General features: G+C 58.6%; 19 protein-coding genes and 1 tRNA gene. 9 read left to right on the plus strand and 11 right to left on the minus strand.

Translation table 11 applies throughout. From position 1 onward, the window contains the following. Positions 1–123: 123 nt before the first annotated feature. Positions 124–1,425 carry an adenylosuccinate synthase gene (locus tag F4X57_07865; GenBank protein ID MYC07071.1) on the plus strand — a complete coding sequence of 434 codons (1,302 nt, stop codon included), beginning with the start codon at positions 124–126 and terminating at the stop codon, positions 1,423–1,425. 219 nt (positions 1,426–1,644) lie between these two features. On the opposite strand, the gene dapA is transcribed toward F4X57_07865, so the two are convergent. From dapA to F4X57_07880, 3 genes are all read right to left on the minus strand, one after another. Next, complete coding sequence (dapA, locus tag F4X57_07870; protein MYC07072.1) at positions 1,645–2,559, minus strand: 4-hydroxy-tetrahydrodipicolinate synthase; 915 nt, start codon at positions 2,557–2,559, stop codon at positions 1,645–1,647. A 67-nt stretch (positions 2,560–2,626) separates the two neighbouring features. Then, positions 2,627–3,679, minus strand: coding sequence for an aspartate-semialdehyde dehydrogenase (locus F4X57_07875; GenBank protein ID MYC07073.1), 1,053 nt, complete (start codon positions 3,677–3,679; stop codon positions 2,627–2,629). Between the two features lie 775 nt (positions 3,680–4,454). Beyond that, positions 4,455–5,243 (minus strand): 4-hydroxy-tetrahydrodipicolinate reductase, encoded by a 789-nt coding sequence (locus F4X57_07880; GenBank protein MYC07074.1) that lies wholly within the window; start codon positions 5,241–5,243, stop codon positions 4,455–4,457. A gap of 333 nt (positions 5,244–5,576) precedes the next feature. Between F4X57_07880 and F4X57_07885 the strand changes: the two genes are divergently transcribed. Continuing rightward, entirely contained in the window at positions 5,577–7,004 is a 1,428-nt protein-coding gene (locus F4X57_07885; protein MYC07075.1) for an NAD(P)/FAD-dependent oxidoreductase, read from the plus strand. A 33-nt stretch (positions 7,005–7,037) separates the two neighbouring features. After that, a tRNA-OTHER gene (locus tag F4X57_07890) sits at positions 7,038–7,106 on the plus strand. Positions 7,107–7,250: 144 nt separating this feature from the next. Here the strand turns inward: F4X57_07890 and F4X57_07895 are convergent. From F4X57_07895 to F4X57_07905, 3 genes are read right to left on the minus strand one after another with little or no spacing between them, the layout of a single operon-like run. Beyond that, positions 7,251–7,991 (minus strand): ABC transporter ATP-binding protein, encoded by a 741-nt coding sequence (locus F4X57_07895; GenBank protein ID MYC07076.1) that lies wholly within the window; start codon positions 7,989–7,991, stop codon positions 7,251–7,253. Beyond that, positions 7,992–8,792, minus strand: a complete 801-nt coding sequence (gene cbiQ, locus F4X57_07900; protein MYC07077.1) for a cobalt ECF transporter T component CbiQ — start codon at positions 8,790–8,792, stop codon at positions 7,992–7,994. Between the two features lie 8 nt (positions 8,793–8,800). Continuing rightward, complete coding sequence (locus tag F4X57_07905) at positions 8,801–9,850, minus strand: cobalamin biosynthesis protein CbiM (protein MYC07078.1); 1,050 nt, start codon at positions 9,848–9,850, stop codon at positions 8,801–8,803. Positions 9,851–10,166: 316 nt separating this feature from the next. On the opposite strand from F4X57_07905, the gene F4X57_07910 reads away from it, so the two are divergent. Next, positions 10,167–11,468, plus strand: coding sequence for an MFS transporter (locus F4X57_07910; GenBank protein MYC07079.1), 1,302 nt, complete (start codon positions 10,167–10,169; stop codon positions 11,466–11,468). A 3-nt stretch (positions 11,469–11,471) separates the two neighbouring features. On the opposite strand, the gene F4X57_07915 is transcribed toward F4X57_07910, so the two are convergent. The 5 genes from F4X57_07915 to F4X57_07935 all read right to left on the minus strand — a co-directional run bounded on the left by F4X57_07915 (position 11,472) and on the right by F4X57_07935 (position 19,697). Further along, complete coding sequence (locus F4X57_07915) at positions 11,472–11,903, minus strand: PIN domain-containing protein (GenBank protein MYC07080.1); 432 nt, start codon at positions 11,901–11,903, stop codon at positions 11,472–11,474. A 544-nt stretch (positions 11,904–12,447) separates the two neighbouring features. Continuing rightward, complete coding sequence (gene thiI / locus F4X57_07920) at positions 12,448–13,710, minus strand: tRNA 4-thiouridine(8) synthase ThiI (protein ID MYC07081.1); 1,263 nt, start codon at positions 13,708–13,710, stop codon at positions 12,448–12,450. Positions 13,711–13,924: 214 nt separating this feature from the next. Next, positions 13,925–16,903: a hypothetical protein gene (locus F4X57_07925; GenBank protein MYC07082.1), complete on the minus strand. Its 2,979-nt coding sequence runs from the start codon at positions 16,901–16,903 to the stop codon at positions 13,925–13,927. Positions 16,904–17,066: 163 nt separating this feature from the next. Further along, the gene (locus F4X57_07930; protein ID MYC07083.1) at positions 17,067–18,068 is read right to left on the minus strand and encodes a C-terminal binding protein; all 1,002 of its coding nucleotides are present in this window, start codon (positions 18,066–18,068) and stop codon (positions 17,067–17,069) included. 9 nt (positions 18,069–18,077) lie between these two features. Continuing rightward, positions 18,078–19,697: a DUF4445 domain-containing protein gene (locus tag F4X57_07935; protein MYC07084.1), complete on the minus strand. Its 1,620-nt coding sequence runs from the start codon at positions 19,695–19,697 to the stop codon at positions 18,078–18,080. 444 nt (positions 19,698–20,141) lie between these two features. Here F4X57_07935 and nusA point away from each other — a divergent pair, with 444 nt between their 5' ends. The 5 genes from nusA to truB all read left to right on the plus strand — a co-directional run bounded on the left by nusA (position 20,142) and on the right by truB (position 25,921). Then, entirely contained in the window at positions 20,142–22,046 is a 1,905-nt protein-coding gene (gene nusA, locus F4X57_07940) for a transcription termination/antitermination protein NusA (protein ID MYC07085.1), read from the plus strand. Positions 22,047–22,049: 3 nt separating this feature from the next. Then, the gene (locus F4X57_07945) at positions 22,050–22,352 is read left to right on the plus strand and encodes a YlxR family protein (protein MYC07086.1); all 303 of its coding nucleotides are present in this window, start codon (positions 22,050–22,052) and stop codon (positions 22,350–22,352) included. A gap of 123 nt (positions 22,353–22,475) precedes the next feature. Next, the gene (gene infB, locus F4X57_07950; GenBank protein ID MYC07087.1) at positions 22,476–24,311 is read left to right on the plus strand and encodes a translation initiation factor IF-2; all 1,836 of its coding nucleotides are present in this window, start codon (positions 22,476–22,478) and stop codon (positions 24,309–24,311) included. Between the two features lie 29 nt (positions 24,312–24,340). Further along, on the plus strand, positions 24,341–24,712 hold the full coding sequence (gene rbfA / locus F4X57_07955; GenBank protein ID MYC07088.1) for a 30S ribosome-binding factor RbfA: 372 nt from the start codon (positions 24,341–24,343) through the stop codon (positions 24,710–24,712). A gap of 249 nt (positions 24,713–24,961) precedes the next feature. Next, entirely contained in the window at positions 24,962–25,921 is a 960-nt protein-coding gene (gene truB / locus F4X57_07960; protein ID MYC07089.1) for a tRNA pseudouridine(55) synthase TruB, read from the plus strand. Positions 25,922–26,641: the final 720 nt, after the last annotated feature.

Here is a 26,641-nt window from a genome sequence, read left to right on the forward strand (position 1 = left end):
GGGAACATCATCGTCCGGTTTCGGGCTGGTGCGCGGTCGGTCTGAGGGAGATCGGCCGGGCATGTTTCTGACGCTCGGTTCACGCGTGCGGCACATCCCGACTTGATATACAGGAGATAGGGCATGCCTGCCTATGCCGTTTTGGGCGCTCAATGGGGCGACGAAGGAAAAGGAAAGATTATCGATGTGCTGGCGCGCGACGCTGACATCGTGGCGAGGTTCTCCGGCGGCAATAACGCCGGCCATACCGTCGTCAACGAAGACGGCGAGTTCAGCTTCCACATCATCCCTTGCGGCGTGTTCTGGCCCCAAACGATGAATGTCATCGGAAATGGCGTGGTCGTCGATCCCGATGTGCTGCTGGACGAAATAGACAGCCTCGCCAATCGGGGCATAGACATCAAGGACAGGCTGGTCGTTAGCGACCGCGCGCACATCATAATGCCCTACCATGTCGCGCTGGACATTCTCGCCGAGAATGCGCGCGGCAACAGCGCCATCGGCACAACCGGCAAAGGCATCGGTCCCACTTATGCGGACAAGGCAGCCCGCACCGGCATCCGCGCCGCCGACTTGCTGGATGTTGAATCGCTGCTGCCGCGTTTGGAGCAGATTCTGAAGCACACGAACGCCGTTATCACCAATGTATATGGCGGCGAGCCTGTGTCCACGCAGGAAGTGTTCGACAAGTGCCGGCAGTGGTCGGAGCGCCTGGCTCCGTTCATCGCGCCGGTGGAGAGGATTGTCCACAACGCGCTCAAGGCGAAGAAGAACATCCTGCTAGAAGGCGCTCAGGGCGCGCTGCTCGACCTTGACCACGGCACATACCCGTTCGTAACTTCGTCCAACCCGACTGTGGGTGGCGCGTGCATCGGGCTTGGCATGTCGCCGATACACATCGCGGGCATAACGGGCGTGTTCAAGGCGTATTCTACGCGCGTTGGCGGAGGCCCCCTGCCGACGGAGCTGCGAGACGACACAGGCGAGACGATACGCAATCTGGCGCAAGAGTTTGGCGTTACGACGGGCAGGCCGCGCCGCGTTGGCTGGTTCGACGGCGTGGCGGCGCGATACAGCGTTGAGGTGAACGGCTATACATCGGCAATACTGACGCGCCTGGATGTGCTGGATCGCTTCGATTCGGTGCAGCTTTGCACTCACTACGAGCTCGACGGCAATGTGATCGACGAGTTCCCCGGCGGCGTGGCGGCGCTGGAACGCTGCAAACCCATCTACGAAGAGATTCCCGGCTGGGACAGCCCCACCGCCAGCATCACGGAGTTCGAGCAGCTGCCGCAAGAGGCGCGCAATTATGTCGAGCGCCTGCAAGAGGTGATAGGCTGCCGGATAGACCTGATTTCCACGGGCCCCCATCGCGACGAAGCGGTGGAAGTGCGGCAAATTATTGAGGTGGCGTCGGCGTAGATGACTGGCAGCAGGCGGTTGGCTTAAGGTAAATTTGCTCCCCAATAACCTCCCCTTAAGAGGGAAGGGACATTTCCTGTTCACCCTGTCCATACACGAAATCCTCGCAAAGCGTCAGGTACGACTACTAAACAACGCCCGCCCATCTTGTATGGAGTATCGCCATGCAAGATGGGCGGGTTGTAGTTGCGATAGGCTCGCCGTCTATTGTGGCGCGCTTTAGTCGTCGCCTCCAACGGGGACGGGGAGTTGCAGGTCGATGGTGTAACGCGACACTACCGCGTCTATCGCTGCTGCGGAGTCCTCATCCGGCGGGATTAAGGGAAGGCGCGGCTGCCCGACATTGAAGCCTGCTTTGCCCACGCAGTATTTCACCGGGATGGGGTTGGTGACGACGAACAGTATCTTGAACAGCTCGAACAGGCGCAGATGCTCGGCGGCGGCGCTTTCGATGTCGCCTTCGAGAATCATGCCCATCATCGCCTTGATCTGGTTGCCGACGATGTGTGACGCCACGCTGACTATGCCGTAGCCGCCCGCGCACATAATCGGGAACGTCTCGTCGTCGTTGCCGCTCCACACCTTGAAATCGTCGTCGGTGTCGCGGATTATCTTCGTAATCTGCACGGGGTCGCTGCTCGCCTCTTTCGTGCCGACGATGTTGTCGATCTGGCTGAGACGCACGGTGGTCGCATCGGTCATGTTCAGGGCGGTGCGGCTCGGCACATTGTAGAGAACGCACGGCAGGCTGACGCTTTCGGCAATCGTCTTGAAGTGCTGGTACAACCCTTCTTGCGGCGGCTTGTTGTACGACGGCACGGTCATAAGGATACCGTCAACGCCGAGCGCCTCGGCTTCCTTGCTCAGAGCGACGCCCTCTGCCGTGTTATAGCCGGTCGTGCCGGCGATAATCGCCGCGCGGTCACCAACGGCGCGCTTGGTAGCTTCATACATGCCAATCTTCTCGTCGAAGGAAAGCGTGGGCGTCTCGCCGGTCGTGCCAGTTACGACAAGGCCGTCGCTGCCGGACTCCACCAGCGCCGACGCAAGGCGTCCCGCCTCGTCATAATCGACCGCGCCGTTCTCGTCGAAGGGCGTAATCATCGCGGTTATGAGTCTGCCTAGTTCTGCCATAATGGGACCTCCTACAATAGTGAATACACGGCGCTTGTGTTGCTCTTGTATCGCTTTCCAGACGCGCCTAACGGCTTGCGGCCGCTTGCCGAGTCAGCAGATTGCGCTCTAGCACTTCTTCGGCGATCTGCAGCGCGTTGGTCGCGGCGCCCTTGCGCAGGTTGTCGGTTACAACCCACATCGCGATGCCGTTGGGATGCGACACATCCTGCCGCACACGCCCGACGAATACCTCATCGCGCCCCGCCGCCTCGATGGGCATAGGATACACATTCGCGCGCGGGTCGTCCACCACTTTCATTCCGGGGAAATCCGCGAGGATTTCGCGCACTTCGCCGGGACTCATCGGGTTCTCGAACTCGATGTGCAGCGCCTCGCTGTGGCTGAGCATCACCGGCACGCGCACGCAAGTCGCGGACACGGCGATGTCCGGCGCGTGCAGAATCTTGCGCGTCTCGTTCACCATCTTCATCTCTTCGTTGGTGTAGCCGTTATCGAGGAACGGCTCGATGTGCGGCAGCGCGTTGAACGCGATAGGGTGCGGATAGGCATCGGGCGTGAGGTCATTGTGCGTCAGGGCGTCACCGTTGGTCAGCTGCTTGGACTGCACGCGAAGCTCTTCGACGGCGGCGGCGCCTGTGCCGGATACGGACTGATATGTGTCCGCGATAACGCGCTTGACCGGGTTGACCGCCATCAGCGGCTTGAGCACCATCACGAGCGGCGTAGTCGAGCAATTAGGGATGGAAATGATGCCCTTGTGGTCGGCAACATCCGCGCCGTTGACCTCCGGCACGACGAGCGGCACATCGGCATTCATACGGAATGCTGAACTGTCGTCGATGACAACTGCGCCTTGTTCTGCCGCAACCGGCGCTAGCGCGCGGCTGACATCGCCGCTCGCCGAGATAAACGCGAAATCGACCTCGCCAAACAACTGTGGCGACGCGAGTTCGACGGCGATTTCCTGTCCCATGCACTTGAGCTTCCTGCCGACCGAGCGCTCCGAGGCGCACAGCCGAATATCCGAAACAGAAAAATCGCGCTCCTCAAGCACATCCAAAAAGACGCGCCCAACAGCGCCCGTAGCGCCAACCACCGCAATGCTGCAAGAGTCCACTTTGACTTCTACCTCCGATTAGTGAGTCAGTATTTCAGTCTGTCTGTCATCGTTTCGCAATGCTAACAGAACTGATTTATGCAAGAACCTAATGATAATGGTTTTTGGGGTGCAGGGCTAGATTTATCGACTGACTCGGGAAATTGCATTAGTCCACCTATTTCTCCGCATCCTCCCCAAGACAACTCCATACCTTCGGGTTTCAGGAGATTTCCAACAACGCCTGCTGGTTACCTCGTGCTTTCCTAAACCCAAAGGTAGGATAGAGTGGTTGGTAGGCGTATTCTTCCAAGGCTTGCCTCATCTTCTTGTTCGCCCTATAGCTCCAGTAATGTTCTTGCTTCTTCCATCTGGATGACTCAAACCAATTAAGCGAATACTGCTGAGCAAGTTCAAGCAGACGATTATGTCGGACAAGGTACCATCTATCGGTTCGGTCGAGTGGGAAGCACATAAAAAAGGTCGTTAAAAGGGATATAGATATACCTCTTAGCAATGATCAGTGAACTCTTCAGCTGAACCGTCAACGTCTTACCCGTCCCTCTGTAATGAGCTAGACAGTCCGCTCCATTCCAGTGGTCTGCCAATCTGATGCACTCGAAGCCATACTCAACCAGCACTGCCGCGGCTTTGTGAAAATTATAGGTCTCAATCGGCTTTGAGTTCTTCCCTGTCCCTTCCTCCTAACCAATGTGCACAAAGCGCATGGCTGCCACCAGTTTCATACTTCTTTCTGAAACACACGCCCACTCAAAGAGATTTTATGATAGACCGATCACAACCCCATAATCTTGTCCAACCCCACCGTCAACCCCTTCCTCTTCACCACCTCGTTTATCGCGAGCGTAACGCCCGGCATGAAGCTCTCGCGGTTAACCGAATCATGCCGTATCGTCAGTGTCTGCCCCAGCGCGCCGAAGACTAGCTCGTGGTGCGCCACTCTGCCCGGCATTCGCGCGCTGTGGACGCTTACGCCCTGGTGTGTCGCTCCGCGCGCGCCTACTAACAGCTCCTTTTCGGACACAGGCGCGATGAAGCCCTCAGGCTTGCCTTCCAAGGCGGCGTTCGCTATGGCGAGCGCAGTGCCGGATGGCGAGTCTATCTTCGCCTCGTGGTGCATCTCGGTCAGGTCAGCGTAGTCGAAGAAGCGCGAAGCCTGCTTCGCAAGGTGTATCATCAGCACCGCGCCCATCGCAAAGTTTGGCGCGATAATGATGCCGACATCGTGCTCGCCGGCGAGACTTTCGGCTTCTTGATATGTTGCGTCCGTGATGCCGGTCGAGCCGATGACGATGTTCACGCCGGCCGGCGCCGCAGTTCGCAGCACCGATGCCGCGCCGTCCGCATTCGTGAAGTCCACGACCACATCCGCTCCGTCCAGCACATCCGCCAGCGAGTCGGAAATCGGCACTTCGCCCAATCCGTCAGGCAGGGCAATCGTCCCCTGACTCGCCGAGATGTCCGCCGCGCCGACGGGCTGCATCCCTAGAGTGTGAGTTACGGTGTCGAGCACCTGCTGCCCCATCTTGCCCATAACGCCGTGTACGACAACATTGATAGCCATTGCGCGAACTCCAATTCTTAAGGTTGCTTTGGTAAGATTGCTCTAATGCAATTGCCTCAATCTATCATATCCCGCCGAACATCATCAATCGTCCTCATCAATCCCCTAGGGTCTTTCGATTATTCATAACACGATTTCACAAATGCAATTTTTTACCTGTCATTTCGAGCGAAGCGAGAAATCTAAACACGTTGACCGCGGACGAGCTTGTTTCCACACAGCGACTTTAGACCCTTCACTTCGTTCAGGGTGACAACCGAAAGGCAGTGATCAAAGCGCCATCTGCCTTTGACCCGAATGTCCTGTCCATCCCGTACATCCATGTAATCACCAATGTATGACGCAATATATGACGCAATAGTAGTAGGTTCAGGCCCCAACGGACTTGCGGCGGCGATAACGATCGCGCGGACAGGATTCCGCGTGCTTGTGCTGGAAGCGGCGGACACGCCGGGCGGCGGCGCGCGCACTATGGAACTGACGCTCCCCGGCTTTCGGCACGATGTATGCTCCGCGCTGCATCCGCTTGCGGTCGGCTCACCGTTCCTCAGCACGCTGCCGCTCGACGAACACGGATTAGAGTGGATACACCCGCGCTATCCGGTGGCGCACCCGCTTGACGGCGGCGGCGCTGCCCTGCTCTACCGAGACGTCGATGCGACCGCGAATGCGCTCGACAATGACGCGCGGGCATATCGCAGGTTAATGTCGCCGTTGGTGCGAGACTGGGACAAGATTGCGCGTGGTGCGCTAGGACCGGCTCGCCTGCCGCGCAATCCTGTCGCGATGGTGAGGTTCGGCTTGAAGGCGATACAGTCGGCGCGTGGATTGGCGGATGCGTGGCTGCGGACCGATAAGGCACGCGCGCTGTTCGCGGGCATTGCGGCGCATTCGGTTACGCCGTTGGAGTTCAGGGGGTCGGCGGCTGCCGGGCTTGTGCTGCAAATCGCCGGACACGCGGTCGGCTGGCCGATGCCACGCGGCGGCGCGCAGACCATCACGAACGCGATGGTGTCATACCTGCAAGCGCTCGGCGGCGAGGTGGTTACGGGTGAGAGAGTGCGGTCATTGGACGAACTGCCGCGATCGAGAGTCGTGCTATTGGACATTGGCGCGCGCCAACTAGCGCAGATTGGCAGCGATAGACTGCCGCAGCGTTACAGGCGCAGACTTGACGCATTTCAATATGGGCCGGGCGTGTTCAAGATGGACTGGGCACTAGACGCACCGATACCGTGGACGGCAGCCGAGTGTGCCGGCGCGGGAACGGTGCATTTGGGTGGTACGCTTGAGGAAATCGCGGACGCCGAATCTGCGATATGGCGCGGCGAGCATCCGGAGCGGCCATTCGTGCTTCTCGCGCAGCCCACGATGTTCGACAACGGGCGCGCGCCGGACGGCAAGCATATCGCCTGGGCGTACTGCCATGTGCCGAACGGCTCAGACTTCGATATGTCCGAGCGCATCGAGGCGCAAATTGAACGCTTTGCGCCCGGCTTTAAGCGGCGGATTCTCGCCCGCAGCGTTATGTCGCCATCGGACGTCCAAGCGTACAACGCCAACTATGTCGGCGGAGACATCGGCGGCGGCGCAAACACGCTGCGGCAACTCTTCGCGCGTCCGGCGTCGGCGTTCGCACCGTACCGAACGCCTATCGACGGCGTATATCTATGCTCCGCATCGACGCCACCGGGCGCAGGTGTGCACGGGATGTGCGGGTATTGGGCAGCGCGCGAGGCATTGAAGAGAATGGGGCGCTGAGAACCCTTCATTGGTGGTACAATTGTGCATGGTGCCCCTGTAGCTCAATGGATAGAGCAGCGCCCTCGCAAGGTGTGGGTTCAAGTCCCACCAGGGGTGCCACGCTCGCTTTACAAAAATCACATATCCTGTTATGGTATCGGTGTAAGGGCGCTGTTCAAGTTCCGTGTGAGCTGAACGCTTCAAGGGGACTGTCCAAATGGACAGTCCCTTTCTCTTTGGTCACTAGCTTTTTAGAATTGTCCCCTACGGCAATTCCAAGCCGTGCTCTTCTAGCAGAACTTCGTCTGCGAGGATTTCCTGCGTGGGAGCGTCTGCTACGACTTTGCCGCCGTCCATAACCACGGCGCGCGGGAATATGTCCTTTACCATGTGCATGTCGTGCGTGGTGACGAGGATTGTCTGCTCCAATCGGTCTAGCAGGCGGATTAGGCCGCGCCGCGCTCGCGGGTCTAGCCCGGCGGACGGCTCGTCGAGCGCAAGTATCGCAGGCCGCATCGACAGCACGGATGCTATCGCCGCGCGCTTTTTCTCGCCGCCGCTCAGGTGGAACGGCATACGGCCTTCGTAGCCGCCCATGCCGACTTGCGACAACGCCTCACCGACGCGCGCATCAACCTCATTGGCGGGCAAGCCCATGTAAATCGGGCCGAATGCAACATCGTCGCGCACACTCGGCGAGAAGAGCTGGTCGTCCGGATCTTGGAATACAACGCCAACTAGCGCGCGAATCTCCTGCAACCCGCGCTTGTCGCCTTCATGTACGTCGCGGCCAAGGATAGATACAGCACCCTGTCGCCCGTGCAGCAGCCCGTTGAGATGCAGCAGCAAGGTCGATTTCCCCGCGCCGTTGGGACCGAGGATCGCCACCTTCTCGCCGGGCTGAATGTGCAGATCAACGCCCCTCAACGCCGGTCGCCCGTCCGGATACGAGAACTCTAGGCTATCTACGGCTATGGCGGGTTTCCGCCCGTTATTGCTATTCACTTACAACACCGTCCTTGCGGCTATCGCGACTGCTGCAAATACACACAGCACAACGCCGAGCGCACCTATCGCGCCGCGCTTTAGCGGAACATCGCTCGCTTGGCGGAGCGCGCCGTCGTAGCCTCTGGCTACCATCGCCATGTAGATGCGCTCGCTACGGTCTAGCGTGCGTATGAATAGCGAGCCTGCCATTCCGCCTGCGGACTTGGCGCGCCATACCAGCGAACCGCCGGACTTGCTGCCAATCGCGGCGCTGCGGGCGGCGCGTGCGCGCATCAATCTCTGCGCCTCTTCGACCAGCACGAACAGGTAGCGGTACATCAGCATCACTATCGCCACTAGCACCGCGGGCACGCGAAGCGAACGCAAGGCGTCGAGCAGGCGCAATGGCGGTGTCGTGCCGGTCAGCACTACGGCTGCTGTCACTGACGACCACGATTTCAGCAGCACGCTGAAGAAGAAGTCCAGCCCTTCCTGTGTGCCTGTCAGCGCGAATAGGGCGAGGTCAAGCTCGAATATGGGCGCGCCGGGCTTGGTGAACACGGTGGGCAGCGCAATCAGGATGAACGGTATCGCCACCAGCGAGCGCAGGAACACACGCACCAGCCCTATGCGAGACACGCCTGCCGCACACCACACCAGCGCGAACATTGCCGCGAATGCGTACCACTTGCCCGGCGGTATCGAGGTGGTGGCGAAGATAAAGCCCAGCGCCATCACCAACTTGACGCGCGCGTCCGCCCTGTGAAACCAGCTTCCGCCTTCGAGATAGCGGTCGAGAAATCCGGTGGCAGTCGTCATGGGCGCGGCTATTCGTGCGCCAGCCTGCCCGTGCGCCGGCGGTAGAGCGCGTACAGCCCGTAAACTCCGCCCGCGACGAGTGCGTATATTATCGTTACGCCGATGATGCCGGCGAGAATCGTAGCGACGCCTTCGTTCTGGATGCCCGGCACAACATAGTCGGCGATGATAGCGTATGGCGCATCCTGCGCGCGCTCGATAAAGCCTGCGTCCTCTGCCACGCGCTCAAGTCCGTCCGGCGAACCGGACGCGAACGGCGCGAGCAACGTAACCGCCACCGCAATAATGTAGCCGACGACCCACCAGCGCACGCCCATGCCGCCGGTAGCCTGTGCGGCCTGCGGGACCGGCGAATCAGGCGCCGGCGTCTTGGCGGGCGCTTCCAGCAGAGCTGGACGCGCAGCGCGGATGAACGACAGCGCGAACACAGTTATCAGCGCCTCGCCGATGCCGATAATCATGTGGACGCCAATCATCGCGATGAGCGCAAAGGTCAAGGGCGTCGTACCGCTCACCCCAAGCATTGCCGCGGTGGACGCGGCGGAAACGACCACAGAAATCCACGCTGCGACGAACCCACCGACCATCATGAACTTGAACGACCTGCCAACTTTGCGAGACACCCAGTACGCGCCGTAGCCTGCTAGTACGCTTACGATGGACATGTTCAGCAGGTTGACGCCAAGCACCACCAGTCCGCCGTCTTGGAACAGCAGCGCCTGCAAGCCCACGACCGCAGTCATCACCAGAATCGCAGCCCATGGTCCGAGGATGATCGCCGCGAGCGCGCCACCGACTAGATGCCCGGATGTGCCGCCAGCCACAGGAAAGTTAATCATCTGCGCGGCGAAAATGAACGCCGCCATCACACCCATCATCGGCACGATGCGCTCGTTGAGGTTCTTGTTCGTCTGCCTGATTGCGATGCCGATGAACAGCGCGGCAAGCAGGTAGCCCGCAATCGCGACCGGCAGGCTGAAGAATCCGTCCGGCGCGTGCAGCGGCAGCGGCAGCGAAATACTGCCATCTAGTAGTGGAAGACTTATGCTCGATACCATTGTAAATCACTCCCCTTGTGAGCAATATTTGTGAATTTCAAGACAGATGATTTTACAGTCAAACAGTTGCAATTGTCAATTAGTTGCAATAACAAAAATAGCACATCTGCGGCATGAGGCATGCGCCATGAAGCATGTGCTTAGTGCCCTTGCGTTAATATACCTGCCGCGCCTAATCGCACTAATTCCTGCGACATCAAGCCGCGATAGTGATACACTTCGCGTCATTACTTGATCGGAGGCTATCCGGCATTTTCCCTACTCATAATCGTGATAATAACTGCTATTACAGTTACCCCGTGCAGGGCATAGCGTCGTGAGCAAACCTGACGACGCATCCGGCGGCGCGCCTAATCGCAGGCGTGGCATATTCTACGGCTGGTGGATCGTTGTTGCCGGCGGGCTGGGGATGTCCATTACGGCGGGCATCAACTTTCACGGGTTCGGCAACTTCATTATTCCGCTGACCAATGAATTCGGCTGGAATCGAACGACCATATCCGGCGTATTCTCGCTTGCGCGGTTGGAGTCGGGCTTGCTTGGCCCGTTGGAGGGCTGGCTCGTTGACCGCGTAGGTCCTCGACGACTGATGCTTGTCGGCGTGCCTTTGATGGGCGTCGGCTACATCCTGATGAGCCGCATCGACTCGCTGGCAGCGTTCTTCGTCGTGTACATTTTCGCCATCACACTGGGCAACAGCCTGGGCATGAGCACGCCAATGGCTGCGGCGGTGGCGAACTGGTTCAACCGAAAGCGTGGGCTGGCGTTCGGCATAATGTGGTCAGGCGTTGGGCTGGGCGGCTTCTTCGTACCTGCGATCGGCTGGCTTATCGCCGCATACGACTGGCGCATCGCGTCCATCATAATCGGCGTGTTCACTATTGTGATGGGCGTGCCAATAGCCGCGCTGATGCGGCACAGACCGGAGCCATACGGCTATATGCCGGACGGCGCGTCGCCCGAGCCTAGCGATGAATCGGGCGCAGCATCGAGGCGGCGGCAGCCCGACCTGTCGCAGGACTTCACCGCCAGAGAAGCCTTGATGACTTCTAGCTTCTGGTATCTGACACTCTCTATTGCGGCACGCTCGCTGGTCAGTGGCGGCGTAGGCTTGCACCTCGTACCGTATTTCGTGGACTTGGGCGCGTCCGATGTGTTCGCGGCGACTCTCGCCGGATCTGTGGGCGTGATGAGCATACCGGGCAGATTCGGGCTGAGCTGGGCGAGCGACTACCTCAACCGGCGCATCGTGATGGCGGTGTCGCTCTTCCTGATGACCATTGCCATCGTGTTCATGGCGCGAGCTGAAAGCGTGTCGCAGGCGATACCGTTCATCGTGCTGTACTCGGCGGCGCAGGGTGGCATATCAGTAATACCACAGTCGCTTATCGCGGAATACTTCGGGCGCAGAGCATACGCAACGATACAAGGATTCCGTGGCACGATACAGATGATAGGCATAATAATCGGCCCGCTCGTCTCCGGTTATGTATTCGATACGACCGGCAGCTACGAATGGGCGTTCCTAGGCTTCGGCGGCGCGACACTGGTATCCCTTGCGCTAGTGCTGATGATGCGCCCGCCCGTGCGCCCGCAGCGTATAAGACGCCGCGATTAGCCTTCACTCTAACGGGCGTCCCACCAGTTCAATGCGGTCTGTATAGCGGCGAAAGTCCGATGTGTTGAATGTCAGCAGGCGGCGCTCCCCATGCGCAAGCATTGTCGCCACGATATTGGCGTCGTGAATCTGTTTGCCTCCGCCCTCGAACTCTCGGCACAATGTTATCAGCGTATCAGTCACGACGGGACCGTCTTCCAGAATTTCAAAGTCGCGGAGGAGTCTATTGGCGTCTTCGATCACATCATCGCGCGAGATTTGAACTTCCCAAGGCTGTGGACGTGTCATAACCGCAAGGTATTCGCGCACAATCTGGCGGCTGATTCTCAAAGGTTCAGCATCCTGATATGCGCGTTCGAGAATCTCCTTGGCGGCATAATGGTTCGGGGCTTCGAGATTCCGGGAATACACCGATGCGTTCGTATCTATGAACATTCGGTGGTCTATATCCTAACCCTATAGTCGTACATGTCCTCGCGTCTGAGGCTCAGGTCTTTAGGCCACTCGTCGACGGAGCGGGCGGGCCATATATCCTCGAAAGACCGCTTGGGGGTGTCTTCGGTGCGTTTACGCCTCAACAGCAGTGTCTCGGCATCCATATCGACCTGCGCCGTCTCCCATCCGGCAGCGCCCCAAGCAATAGCCTGGCTGTGGCCCCCGCTTCCATTCTAATTTGCCCACCATGGCCTGTAAAGACGCGCGGACAAGGGCAGTTCAAAACCAATGATGGTTTCGATTTCACGGAAGGATGTCCTCCACTCCTGTGTCGAAAGACCGCATAGATATTCATACAATCTCTGATATTTGCCGCGAACGGCAATCTGCCGATACCTACGATTTTTATCTATAACCATTCCATTCCTCCGTTCCCTGCAAAACGGCAATGATGGTGACTGGACACTATTTTAGTTAGTGTCTTCTATGCAAGTGAGCGGCTGAGTACTCTCAACTTGCATAGGAATCAAGTCCTAATTTCTCTTTACGCGGTCGTTGACTTGTCCCGCGAATAGCGAACACCGGAAAACGCAAACTCGCGGACTTCCACCCCATCCAACGCCTGCTCTACCAGTTCATCTACAGGCAGCGCATCTTCCAGCCGCTCCACGACTTTCGCGCTACCCTTGGTAACGGGATGGCGCGGCACGAACAGGGAACAGCAATCCTGGTCGGGGATGATGGATATGGGAAATGTGCCGATTTGTCGGGCGGTGTCAACTATGTCGTTCTTGTTGGAGCCGATTAGCGGGCGTAGGATGGGCATTTGCGCGGCGGCGTCCACTATGGCGATGTTCTCCAGCGTTTGGGATGCTACTTGCGCTAGGCTTTCACCGGTTACCAGTGCGGCGATGCCCTGCTGACGGGCAAGCGCCTCCGCAATTCGCACCATGAAGCGGCGGTACAGCAGCACCCTATACGGCGGCGGCACATCCACGATGATGCGTTGCTGCACGCCGGCGAACGGCACGAGGAACAGCTCCGCATCATACTGATAGCGTGTCAGAATTTCCGCGAGTTCGGCGGCTTTCTCCATCGACGACGAATCCACGAGCGGGTGGCTGTGGAAGTGCACCATTTTGACGCGGCTGCCGCGTCGCATCATCTGCCACGCGGCGACCGGGGAGTCTATGCCGCCGGACATAAGCGCCATCGTCTCGCCGCTGGAGTCAACTGGCATGCCGCCATAGCCCTGTATAGGGTCGAAATAGACCAGCATGCCGTCGTTCACCACATCGATGAATATCTCCAAGTCCGCGTCATTCAGCCGAACGGTCGCGCCGGTGATTTTCTCCACGAACGCGCCCATCTCGCGGTTAATCGCGTCTGATTTCACGGGGAATCGCTTGTTGGTGCGGTGCGCCGTTATGCGAAATGTGTCGAACCGATGCTTGGGCAGTTCGTCCCGTAGCAGCGCCCTTACGGCTTCCAGATTTGGCGCGACTCGCATGGCTAGGTAAAACTTGGCGACGCCCATGCAGTCGCCCACGCGCCGCCGAATGGCATCCCAGTCGGCATCTTCGTGCAGCGACATGCATATCATCATATGCGCCTGCCACACGCTCTGCACGCGGGTGCCCTTAATCGCGCGGCGCAGGTTGCTGGCGAGCCGCCGGATGAACATCGGGCGGTTTTTGCCCTTCAGTGCGGGCTCGTGGAACTTTACAATTACAAGCCTTTTCATAATCCACATTCTATCGCAAAGAGGCTGCCCTGTCAGTGGACAGATGTATCGCAAGAGATACATTAGCCCATTCCCTTTGATAGTCTGACGATGGGCAAATGACAAAGCAGTTGTAAATGCACGCCACAAGTCCCCTCCCCGAAAGGGAGAAGGTTTGGAGAGGGTGAGAATGATGATCAGCCCTACTATCACAGAACGAAAAAGCAGGGCAAGGAACGAAAATCCCCTACCCTGCCGGTCTTGCTCATTCGTGGCGGTCAGCAAGCCGCCAACGCCTCTATTCTTCGATGCCTTCGTACCAGCCCGCGCCGAACAGCAAGTTGCCGCGGCGCACTACCCAACTGTGCTTGGGCGCGTCTTCCCGAGTCTCTGGGTGCGTGAAAAGGTAGCTAATCCACTCGCCTCCACCCTCTTCGGTTACGGCAGCTGTTGCCTCGCCATAGTTGAAGCCGTTGGCGTCGATGCGCTCACGCGTAGTTCCAACAATTTCCGGGCGGTTGGAATTCGCCACCGAGTACAGTTCACCTTCCCTGTCCTCCAAGACAAAGACATACCAGGGACCGTCGGCGCTCTCAGGCATGTTGTAGTAATCGAGCGTACCCTCACGTCCCAGGTCGTCGTACAGGTTTAGCGCGCGCTGCACGAGAGACTGAGCGTAATCCGCAGGTTCGGACTTCGCCGGACCATCCTCATACCAGCCCGAACCGAATATCATCCCTTCGTGGCGTATCACCCACGAATGCTTGGTTTGAACATTCCCGGTGATGGGATTGAAATAAGTGTACGATGTCCACGCGCCATCTTCGGTAGCGGCAGCTGCGACCTGCGCGCCTGCCGGGTATCCGTCCAGGCTTACGATTTCGTCATAGCGCTTACCCACATTCGCGGGAATGGTCGCGTGCGCCTGCATCATGTCGTTCTTATCACCGATGAACACATACCACTGTCCGTCCACGCTATCGGGCGAGTTGTAGTAGGCGATTGTATCCTCGTGCCCTTCGGACTCGTACATGCTGATCGCTTCGTTCACGAGATACTGCGTGTACACCGCAGGCTCCGCATACCAGCCTGAGCCGAACAGCAATCCGTCGTACTCCATAATCCAGGTATGTTTAGATTCCAACTCGTCGGTAGCCGGGTTGGTGAAGACGTAAGATACCCAATGCCCCTCGTCGGTTGTGGCGGCGAATGCCTCGCCGTAAGCATAGCCGGTTGCGTCTATTCTTGCTGGCGGGTCTATGTCCACGAGTTCCGGGCGCGCTCCGTTGGCAAAGGTGCGGAGGTCATGCGCCCGCAGAATGAACACATAGAATTGACCATCCACACTTTCGGGCGTGTTGTAGTAGTCAATCGTGCCATCGCGCCCCAGGTCGTCGTATAGATTAACGGCACGCTGCACGAGCGATTGCGCGTATCCGGCCGCTTCCGACTTGGGCGGCCCCTCTTCATACCAGCCGGAGCCGAAAATCATCCCGTTGTGGCGCGTTACCCAAGAGTGCTTGGTTTCGACATTGCCGGTTGCGGCGTTCAGGTAGGTATATGTCGTCCACGCACCGCCTTCAACGGCGGCAGCTGCGACCTGCGCACCGGCAGGGTAACCGTCGGTGGGACTGATGATGTCATCGAAGTTCATGCCGACATTGTCCGGCACAGCAGCGTGGGCGATCATCACATCGTTCTTGTCGCCGATGAAGACGTAATACTGTCCGTCAACGCTTTCAGGCGAGTTGTAGTATGCAATCGTGCCATCGCGCCCCAGGTCGTCGTATAAATTAATGGCGCGCTCGACGAAGGCTTTCGTGTACGCTGCCGCCTCCGACTTCGGAGGACCTTCCTCATACCAGCCGGAGCCGAAAATCATCCCGTTGTGGCGCGTTACCCAAGAGTGCTTGGTCTCGACATTGCCGGTTGCGGCGTTCAGGTAGGTGTATGTCGTCCACGCGCCGCCTTCAACAGCGGCAGCTGCGACCTGCGCGCCTGCGGGATAACCGTCGGGACTGATGACATCATTGAAGTGCTTGCCGACATTTGCAGGAACGGTGGCATGCGCCAGCATTATGTCGTTCTCGTCGCCGATGAAGACGTAATACTGTCCATCCACACTTTCAGGCGTGTTGTAATAGTCGATAGTCGCGTCCCTGCCATTGGCGTCATAGCGCGCGATCGCTTGCTCCACGAATGAACGGATGTATGACGCGGCGGACGCGCCGTCCAAGATTATGTCGCGCTCATACCAGCCGGAGGCGAATATCAGGTGATCGTGCTTGATGACCCAAGCGTGCTTGCGCTCGTATGCGAAATCGTTGGCAGGGTTCAGATATACATAATCAACCCACTTGCCATTCTCGTCTGCGGTCGCAATCTCAAAGCCGAAGTTCTTGCCGGTGATGTCGGTGCCTATTTCGCCTCGGATGTCTTCGCCGATATTGCCGGGTATGGTTGGTTGTACGACGATTAACTTGGAATTGGCGTCTATGACGAACAGGTACAGGTCGCCGTCCACGCTATCCATCGTATTGTAGTAGTCAAGTGTTTCCGCCCTACCTTCTCTGTCGTAGCGGCGGATCGCCTCTTCGACATACGCCTTGGTGTACGCCGGCGCAGTAGCCATTTCCAGCCAGTCCAGCCGTGCGATCGCTGCTTCGACTTCCTCGTCAAGCGTGGAAGCCTGCAGTTCTTCGAGCGCCATGCGAATGCTCTCAATCTCGGCGGTTACGGCAGCGAACTCGGCGGCGACTACGCCGGCACCGGCTGCGAGCTGCTCTTGCAGCGCGGCTATCGTGCCGTTGAGCGCAGACAGTTCGTCGCCAAGCTCGTCTATGCGCTCATCTATGGCGTCGGTGTCCATGCTCATCGCGGGCTTGTCCACTTCGTCCAGCCGCTGCTCCAAGTCGGCAAGCGCGGCGCTGACGTCTGCCAGTTCGTCGCTCACATCGTGCAGCTCATCGTCTAGGAGGTCGATGCGGCTCGTGTCCATCGACATTTCCATGCCGGCGATAGCGTCCATCCGCTGCTGAAGCTCAGTTACACTCGCACTCAGGTCCGGCTGCGCCGCAAGCTGCCCTTGCAAGCCTTCAATTCGCCCTTCAAGCAAGTCGATCTCAGCGTTCTGCGCCGCGAGGCTCGCCTCCACACCGCTCAGGTTGGCAGGCTGCACTTCGCCGCCGGACGAGACCATCGCAACGATAATCGCTATCAGCGCAATCACAATCGCGACGACTCCCAAACCCAAGCCGTACATCGCATTTCTGTCCATATTGTCCTCTCAATTCTAAATCAATCTTAATATAATATGCAGTTTATCCAATCGCAGACAGTATTACTGCGCGCCCGAATAGAATATCGCATCAACTGGCAGTATGACAACCAATTGATGCGACATATTCGATTCGAGATTTCGAGAGCGCTGTTCGTCTATATTAAACGGACAACGCGTGCCTCGGGTTAGGATGATCGAGCACGGGAGTGTTTACCAGATTGTCCGGCATTTGCCCTTGCAGCACGGCAGCGACTTCACCCGCCGCGCGTTCTTCGAGTTCCAGCACCGCTTCCTGCGAGAAGAACGCTACATGCGGTGTAACCAGCAAATTGAGCAGCTTGAGCAGGCGATAGTCGGGAGACGGATGCGCGTCCACCAACACGTCAAGCCCAGCGCCGCCGATGCTGCCCGATTGCAGCGCATCGTATAGCGCGTCTTCGTCAATCAGTGGACCGCGCGCGCAGTTAATCAGAAAAGCGTCTTCCTTCATCATCTCAAGCTCAGCCGCGCCGATGAGGTTCTCGGTTTCCGGCGTCAGCGGCGAGTGAAGCGTGACGAAATCCGATTCGCGCAGCAGCGTCTCCATGTCAACGGAGCGCGCGCCCGCTTCCGCCGCCTGTTCTGCCGTGACGAACGGGTCGTACGCGAGCACCTCGAAGCCGAATGCGAGCGCTTTCTCGCAGACCGCCCTGCCTATCCTGCCAAAGCCGACGACGCCCAGCCGCTTGCCGCGCAACCGCATGATGCGCATTGTGAGCGGCACGCTGCCCCAGCCTGCGCCTTTCACCGAGTTGTCGAACAGCGATATGCGCCGGTTCCAGTCCAGCAGCAAGCCCATTACATGGTCGGACACTTCGTCCACGCAGTAGTCCGGCACATAAGTAACGGCGATGCCGAGTTCGGTCGCGGTGTCCACGGCGATGTTGTCCACGCCAACGCCGTATCGTCCGATGACGATGCACTTCTCGGCGGCGCGCACGACCTTGTCCGTAACCTGCGCGAAGCAAGTCAGTATGCCATCGACATCCTTGGCGAGCGCGGCGAGTGTGTCTTCTTCGCCATCCGGCGCAACGACAAGTTCGGCGCCGATTTTGGCGAGAACCGCGCGCTCCGGTTCCACCGAGGGCCAGACATAATCGGTAACCAGAACCTTGAACGACATGATGTTCTCCTATTCCCCTATTTCCATTGGATTGAACATACAGCCTTCGACGAATATGTCGAAGAAGTCGGGCGTGGTTTCAAGTTCGATGTGCTGTATGGTCTGCACCAGTTGCTCGATACGGCTGCGCAGTGTGCGCGACAGCAGCATTATCGTCGCGCCTTCGAGCGATGCGTTGCCCACCTTCGTGATGCGCTCTTCCGGCAGGTTGGCGACGAAGCCTATGTCCACGGCGTTCCCGACATTGATGTAGTTGGCGAACCCGCCGGCGAGATACAGCCGCGCGACACCGGCGGGCGACACGCCGTAGTTTCGCAGCACGATGTATTGCCCTGAATAGTTCGCGGATTTCGCCTGCGCCAACGCGCTTATATCGGCGCGCGACAGCGCCATGCCCGTATCCGGCACGAACGCGAACTCGCGCGCGCCATCCTCGAATGCGCCGAGTTCGTTCATCTTGCCGGTGCGCCGCAGCTCAGCCAGCAGGTCAACCAGCCCTGAGCCGCATATCCCCTGCGGCGGCGCATCGCCAATCGTGCGATAGTCCACGCCATCGCCGTCCAGCGCCACGCTCTCCACCGCGCCGTCGTAACCCGGCATGCCATAGCGCACCTGCCCGCCCTCGAACGCCGGTCCCGCCGGACAAGACGCGGACATAAGGCGATGCCGGTTGCCCAGCACGACCTCCGTGTTCGTGCCGACATCGACGAGCATCACCACCTCATCTTCTTCGTCCATGCTCACGGCGAGCATATCGGCTGCGACATCCGCGCCCACATGCGAGCCTATCAAGGGTCCGCCGTACACATTCGCGTTGGGGAAGACGCGCAGCCCGATTTCGGACGCCTTTACATTCAGCGCGGTCGTTTGCCGCTTGCCTTCCAGCATTTCGAGTTCGGTGATGGACTTGTACGGGCGCTCGCCGATTGGCTGCACATCAAAGCCGAAAAAAATGTCGCGCATCGTGGAATTGCCCACTATTACCACTTCGTATATGCGCCTGCGGTGGAATCCATGCCGCCGGCTCAACTCCCCTATCTCGAAGTTCAGCGCGGACAGCATCACCTGCCGCAGTTCGCCGGGGAAGTCGCCGCCGTCGTATGAGATGCGGTGCATAATGTCGCTGCCGCCAAAACGCTGCGGATTCTCGAAAGATGCCGTGTCCAATATCTCGCCCGATTCCAAGTCTGCGAGGTTCAGCACGACGGTCGTTGTGCCGACATCGATTGCGACGCCGTACATCTGCCCGCGATAGTCGTCAATGCGCACGCCATCGAAGGTCACGCCATCGCCGTCGCGCGCGGTGTGAGGTTCGACAGCAATGACACGGCGCACGGAGCGCGTCAGAATGCGCGGCTGACGGCGCAGCACGGCGAACTCCACATCGGCGTCCGCATCGACAATCTTCGCTTGGCATGCGAGCCGGTAGTCTTCGCGCAGGAACGCCTCTGCATCCGTGTGCGACGATAGCGCGTCCATGCCCTGCTTTATCTCGACGATGCATTCGTGGCACTCGCCGGTTCTACCGCACGAAGTCGGCACGCGCACGCTGAGAGCATCCGCATAGTCGAAGATGCTATTACCGACCAGCGAGGTCAGAGCCTGTCCGTCATAATTCAGGGGCGACATAGCGGTATTTTATCACGAACGGCATATGCCGCGACGGAATTGAGACGATTTCACAAATCCCCAATGTTGTCATTCCGCTCTGTCTGTCGTCATTCCGCTCTGTCTGTCGTCATTTCGAATACTCCTCCCTTGTCATTCCGAACGCAGTGAGGAATCTGAAATCGTCGCATGCAAACCTGTTTCCGACTTTAGATTTCTCGCTTCGCTCGAAATGACAGGTATAAATTGCAAATGACGAGTATGAATTGCATCTGTGAAATCGTCTTAACCGTCCCGGCAGAGGTTGTCTATGAAGGCAACATAATGCTATACTGCTAGTTGATAGACTTGTCGAGCCTGTTGGCATCGACTTGCGCGGAAATTGTCCTTTGGGGTAAGTGGGCTAGTCCCACTTTCTTTGTTACAGGGGGCTTAAAAGGACCAGTACACAGGAGGTGGCATGTGATGAAGAGCGATTTCATTGTCGCTTTAACACAACTCGCCGCAGAGCGCGGCCTCCCTAAGGAGACTGTGCTTTCCGCGATCGAAGATGCCTTGGTGTCCGCATATCGCAAGGACACCATCGCGGACGGACAGAATATCACCGTGAAACTCGACCCCGGTTCGGGCGATGTTACGGTGCATATACTGAAGACCGTCGTGGATGATGTTACCAACGACAAGGCAGAGATTACGCTGCCCGACGCGCTGAAGATTGACAGCAGCGCGCAGATTGGCGAGGTCATCACGACCGAAAGCATGCCGCACATGCCGGGCCGCATCGCAGCGCAAACTGCGAAGCAAGTCGTCATGCAACGCCTGCGAGACGCCGAGCGCGAGGTGGTCTTTAAGCAGTTCGAGGACAAGGAAGGCGAAGTCTTCCTCGTTACGCTGCAGAAGATAGAGCCGCGCCACATCACCGTCGATCTCGGGCGCTCCGAAGCCATTATGCCGCTGCAAGAACAGGTGCCGACCGAGCGATACCGCAGCAACACGAAGATGCGCGTTCTGCTGAAGACGGTCGAGCGCACAATTCGCGGGCCGGAGCTTATCGTATCGCGCGCGGACAATCAGCTGCTCCGCCGACTGTTCGAGATGGAAGTCCCCGAGATTTTCAGCGGCGCGGTCGAAATAGAAGCCATCGCCAGAGAACCGGGCTCACGCAGCAAAGTCGCTGTGCGTGCGCGGCAGGACGGCGTGGACCCCGTGGGCTCGTGCGTTGGCTTGCGCGGCGTTCGCATACAGAACATCGTCAACGAACTGAACGCCGAAAAGATTGACGTCGTTGAGTGGAATCAGGAAATGCCGATATTCATCGCCAACGCGCTCGGACCGGCGCAGGTGATGAAGGTCGAACTCAACCACGACGACAGCACCGCGATGGCGGTCGTTCCGGAACGCCAGCTCTCGCTCGCCATCGGACGCGAAGGGCAGAACGCCCGGCTTGCCGCGCGGCTGACCGGATGGAAGGTTGACATCAAGAGCGATGTCGAATATCAAGCCGAACTCCAAGAGCGCAACAGGATTGCTGAAGAGCGGCGTGTCGAAGAGGCAGCGATCGCAGCAGCGGAAGCTGAGGCGGCAGCGGCACAGGCAGCGGCAGACGCACTCGCCGCAGCTGAGGCTGGCATAGACGCCATCGCCGACGAAGAGATACCCGTCGAGACCGAAGTGGTCGTCGAAGACGCGCAGGTCGAATCCGAACCCGTTCCCATCGCTGCCGAAGTCGGCGAAGCGGACGAAGCGGTCGTCGCTGAGCCTGTCGTAGTCGAATCCGGCGTGGCAGAGCCAATAGCGGCAGAAGTCGAAATAGTGGATGCGGTTGCCGCAGAGCCTGTCGCTGAAACCCCGGAAATCAAAACACCGGAAGTCGAAACGTCGGAAGTCGTCGAACAGGTTGAAACTATCGAAGTGCCCGAACCTGTGATTGAACCCGCAGCGGCAGAACTTGAACCTGTGGATGCCCCGGTCGCTCCGGTTGCCCCGGTCGTCGATGAACCTGTTGTGGAAGAAATCGAGACTGTCACGCAGCCGGAAATCGTCGCTGAACCGGAACCTACGGCAGAGGTCATCGAGCCGCTGTCGATACCGGAGCCGGTCGCAGAAGAGCCGGAGCCGGAGCCAACCACAGAGCAGTCCACATCACTGCGCGACCTGCCCGAAGATGTCTGGCAGGTGCGGCGGCCCCGCGTGCGCAGGCCCATACGCTCGGACGAAGACGCGCCGGGTCGCATCCGCTTCGCGGAGGACATCGCAGGACTTCGCGGCGGTGTTACCGCATCGCGGCGCAATCGCAGGCGTCCCGACCAGCAGGGTCCTGGCAATAGCGGCGGCGGCAGGCGGCGCAGGCCCACGAGAAGACGGCGCTAATATATGAACGCTAGGAGGCGGCATGTCCCACAGCGAAGCTGCATCGCCTGCAGAAGCAAGACGGCGAAGCGCGACCTACTGCGCATAGTCGCCAAGCCGGACGGCGGCATCGCCTTCGACTCCGGTGGCAAGTTATCAGGCAGGGGCGCATACCTATGCGCGGGGTGCGCTGCTAAGCCGCAGGACATCCGCAAGGGGAGACTAGAGCACACGCTGCGAACGAAGATTGCCAACGACGAATGGCAGGCAATAGCGGCAGAACTGATAGATTACACGACAGCGCTTTCGCAAGTGCATACGGTCTGACCGGGATACGGACGGCTTCATAAGTCCCTTCACATAAATGGGATAGGGAAATGCTTGAAATGGTGAAGGCGTCTCAACAGAGCGAAATCGACATACCGAATAGGCGCATTTTTGGGGGTGCCTATGACTAATAAAACCGACGCAATAGGCTATCAAGACCAGTACAACGGCACCGCCGACGAGTACGACGACTATTACGAATACGAGGAAGACTACGAGATTGAACCGCTCGAAGTTCCTCGCGCCATAGCCGTTCACGACCTTGCGGATCTCATGGAAACGACTCCGGTCGAAGTCATCAAGGAGTTCATGCGCAGCGGCTACATGTTCTCCATCAACGAAGTCGTCCAGCACGAATTGGTCGCTGAAATCGCCCCTGCATTCGGCTTTGAGGTGTTGCCGCTAGAGGAAGAGACCGACGGCGGCTCAATCGTGCCGTCCACCGAAAACGACGACCCTTCGATGCTCGCGGACCGCCCGCCTGTCGTCACCATTCTTGGGCATGTTGACCACGGCAAGACTACGCTGCTCGACACGATTCGCAAGACAAATGTCGTCGAAGGCGAAGCAGGCGGCATCACCCAGCACATCGGCGCGTATCAGGTCAACTACGACGAAGGTTTGATTACATTCCTTGATACGCCGGGGCACGAAGCGTTCACCGCGATGCGTGCGCGCGGAGCTCAGGTTACCGACATCGCGATTCTGGTAGTCGCGGCGGACGACGGCATAATGCCTCAGACCGAAGAGGCTATCAACCATGTGAAGGCGGCGGGCGTCCCCATCGTCGTCGCCATCAATAAGGTCGATCGCCCGGAGGCGGACCCGGAACGCGTCAAGCGCCAGCTCGCAGAACGCGATCTGCTCATTGAAGAATGGGGCGGTGATGTCATCGCCCTGCCCGTATCCGCGCTCACCGGCGACGGCGTTGACGACCTGCTCGACAACATCGCCGTCGTCGCGGAAGTCAGCGAACTCAAAGCAAATGTAAGCAAGAGCGCGAGAGGCGTCGTCGTTGAGGCGCGCATCGACCGCAGCCGCGGCACGGTTACCACCGTTCTGGTGCAGACAGGCAATCTGCGCATCGGCGACAATGTGGTGGTCGGATCGCTGCGCGGTCGCGTCCGAGCAATGCTCGACGACAGCGGCGTGCCGGTCGAAGTCGCCTCGCCATCGCAGCCGGTCGAAATACTCGGCATCAGCGGCGTGCCGGAAGCGGGCGACATCCTCGAAGTCGCCGCAGACGAGCGCTCCGCGCGCCAGCTTGCCGAACAACGCCTCCGCGAGTCCGAGATGGAACGCGCGGCCGGTCCCACACTGGAAGATGTGCACACGCGCATCGCGGCGGGCGAAGTCAAGGCGCTCAACCTCATCATCAAGACCGATGTGCAGGGCAGCATCGAGGCGGTCAAGGGCGCCCTGAACGCCCTGAACACCGACCAAACGCGCGTCAACATAGTGCACATCGCAAGCGGCGCAATTACCGAGAGCGACGTGATGCTGGGGCTGGCGTCGCAGGCGATTATCGTGGGCTTCAACTCCGATCCCGGTCAGGGCGCGATGGCGCTCGCCAATCAGGAAGGCGTGGAAATCCGCCGATACGACATCATCTACAACCTGCTGGAAGATGTGGAACGCGCGCTCACCGGCTTGCTCGAACCCGTATATCGTGACATCACCGAAGGGCACGCCACTATCCGGCAGATATTCGGCGTGGGCAGGCGGCAGAAGGTCGCGGGCTTCTATGTCAACGACGGGCAAATCCGGCGCAATTCGACCATCTACGTGCTGCGCGGCGGCAGGAATATGTTCACCGGTCCCGTATCGAGTCTCAAGCACTTCCGCGACGATGTGCGCGAGGTCAATGTCGGCTTTGAAGGCGGCTTGATGCTCGACGGCTTCAACGACTTTGAGGAAGGCGACGTACTCGAGGCGCACCGCTCCGAGCGCGTCCGCTAAGCCGCGTGCCGCGAACATAGAGGTCTGCGATGAACCGCCGAATGGACCGCGTGAATGTCCTGCTGCGCGAAGAAATCAGCCGCATCCTCGCGGTCGATATTAACGACCCGCGCCTGTCTTCGCTAATCAGCATCACAGAGGTCAGGACCTCGCGCGACCTGCGCAGCGCAAGGGTATATGTCAGCGTATTCGGCGACGAGAACACGAAGCAGACGGCGCTATTCGCCATGGAAAACGCCGGCGGCTACATCCATCGCACGATGAAGCGCAACCTCAAGCTCAAGTTCGCGCCGGTGCTGTCATTCCAGCTCGATGAATCCATCGAACAGGCGACGGGCATGCTCGACTTAATCAGCCGCAACGCGCCGCGCGACATCCACGACACCGAAACGCCGCGATAGCGCCGGCATTTCACCACACTAGGTTCTGCTGACATTTCAAATTTGCGTCCCGTCATTCCTGCGAAGCATGTCCCTGCTAAGACAGGGAGCAGGAATCCAGTGCCTGCAAGCGGCGTTAATATGACAAAGATTGCTACATTTGAGATTCTGGATTCGCGTTCTTACCGGAATGACCCAATTGTCCACACAACCTAGAGTTGGACATCTCAACAGGTTCAGCCCCCAGCCGCAGCGACACGAGATTTGCACATGGCGAATAGCCAAAAGCCGCAGATTGACGGCATCCTGAACATCCACAAGCCTTACGGCATGACATCTATGGATGTCGTGCGCCGTGTGAAGCGCGCCGTGCGCCAGCGCCGCGTCGGGCATGGCGGCACGCTCGACCCCATCGCAACCGGAGTACTGCCCGTGTTTCTAGGGCAAGCGACACGCCTTATGGAGCATGTGGTCGGCGGCGGCAAGACATACCTCACATCCATCGAACTCGGCATCACCACAGACACATACGACGCGCTCGGCGAAATAACCGCGCGCACGGACGCATCGACGGTATCAGCCATATCGCACGAATACATAGAGCGAGTGCTGCCCGATTTCAGCGGCGAAATCCTGCAAGTGCCACCTATGTACAGCGCGCTAAAACGCGACGGCAAGCGGTTGTACGAGCTCGCGCGCGCCGGCGTCGAAGTCGAACGCGAGGCGCGCCCGGTCGTCGTGCACAACGTCGCCTTGACGGAGTGGACGCCGCCGGTAGCCACGCTCGAAATCCACTGCGGCAAGGGTTTCTATGTGCGCTCATTGGCACACGACATCGGTCAGGCGCTCGGCTGCGGCGGTAATATGAAGTCGCTCGTACGCCTCAAGTCCGGCGCATTCGCAATTGAGAATGCCGTGAGCATAGAAGAAATGGAAGATCGCTTCGCAGATGGCAGCTGGCACAACATCGTGCACTCGCCGGACGCCGCGCTGCGCGACATGCGCGCGCTGGTTGTAGGCAAGCAGCTGGAAGACATGATACGCAACGGACGCGCATTCAACGCTGGTGCCGCAAACACACTTGCGCGCCCAGAGGAACGCTGCCGCGTTTACACAACGGACGGCCGTTTCCTTGCAATCGTTGCATACGACGCGCCCACGCAGCAGTGGCGACCGGAGAAAGTGTTCGCGTTGAATTATGCTGAGCAGGAGTCGGCTGTCGTGGTGTAGGAATTGGAGACCCAATTTTGCGCGCTTATAGCGCCGGCGCCGCCGAGATTGCGTTTCCTTCTAGGTGGTCAGGACGAACGGGTTTTGTTATTCCAACCATCCGAATGGAAACCCCATCATCCACATCCTATCTCAGGGTCTTCCGGTTGTCATTCTGAACGAAGCGCAGCGCAGTGAAGAATCTAAAATCGTTGCACATAAGCCTGTTTCCGACTTTAGATTTCTCGCCTCGCTCGAAATGACAGGTATAAACCGCAAATGACAGGCATAAACTGCATTTATGAAATCGTCTCCTAAATCCGCAGGACAATTTCAAAAGTCCCTTCCCCCTCGATGGGGGAAGGTTAGGATGGGGGTGAAATATGTGTCCACCACCACCTTTTGCAAATGTCTCCCTCACTGGGTTCGGAACGACAAAACAGCGTGGAATGACAACATTAAGCATTTGTGACATCGTCTCTTGACATAGCCAAACATGCGTGCTAATAATAGAACATACAAACTAACACTGCCCTGTCAGCCCCCGGTAAGGAATGTAGGGAACTGATAACTGAAAACTGATAACTGATAACTCACTCCCATGTGCATCCAAAACACACTACAACAGAAAATAGCCAATCTCACCAACGACGGTGAGACCATAGCCATGTTCTTGGCAGACACCATGCAAAGCGACAGCTATGCCATCAAGACCTGCCACAAGCTGGACGCCGCACGTAT

The organism is Chloroflexota bacterium, from assembly GCA_009840355.1.
Classification (GTDB): domain Bacteria; phylum Chloroflexota; class Dehalococcoidia; order Lucifugimonadales; family JADFKI01; genus Bin90.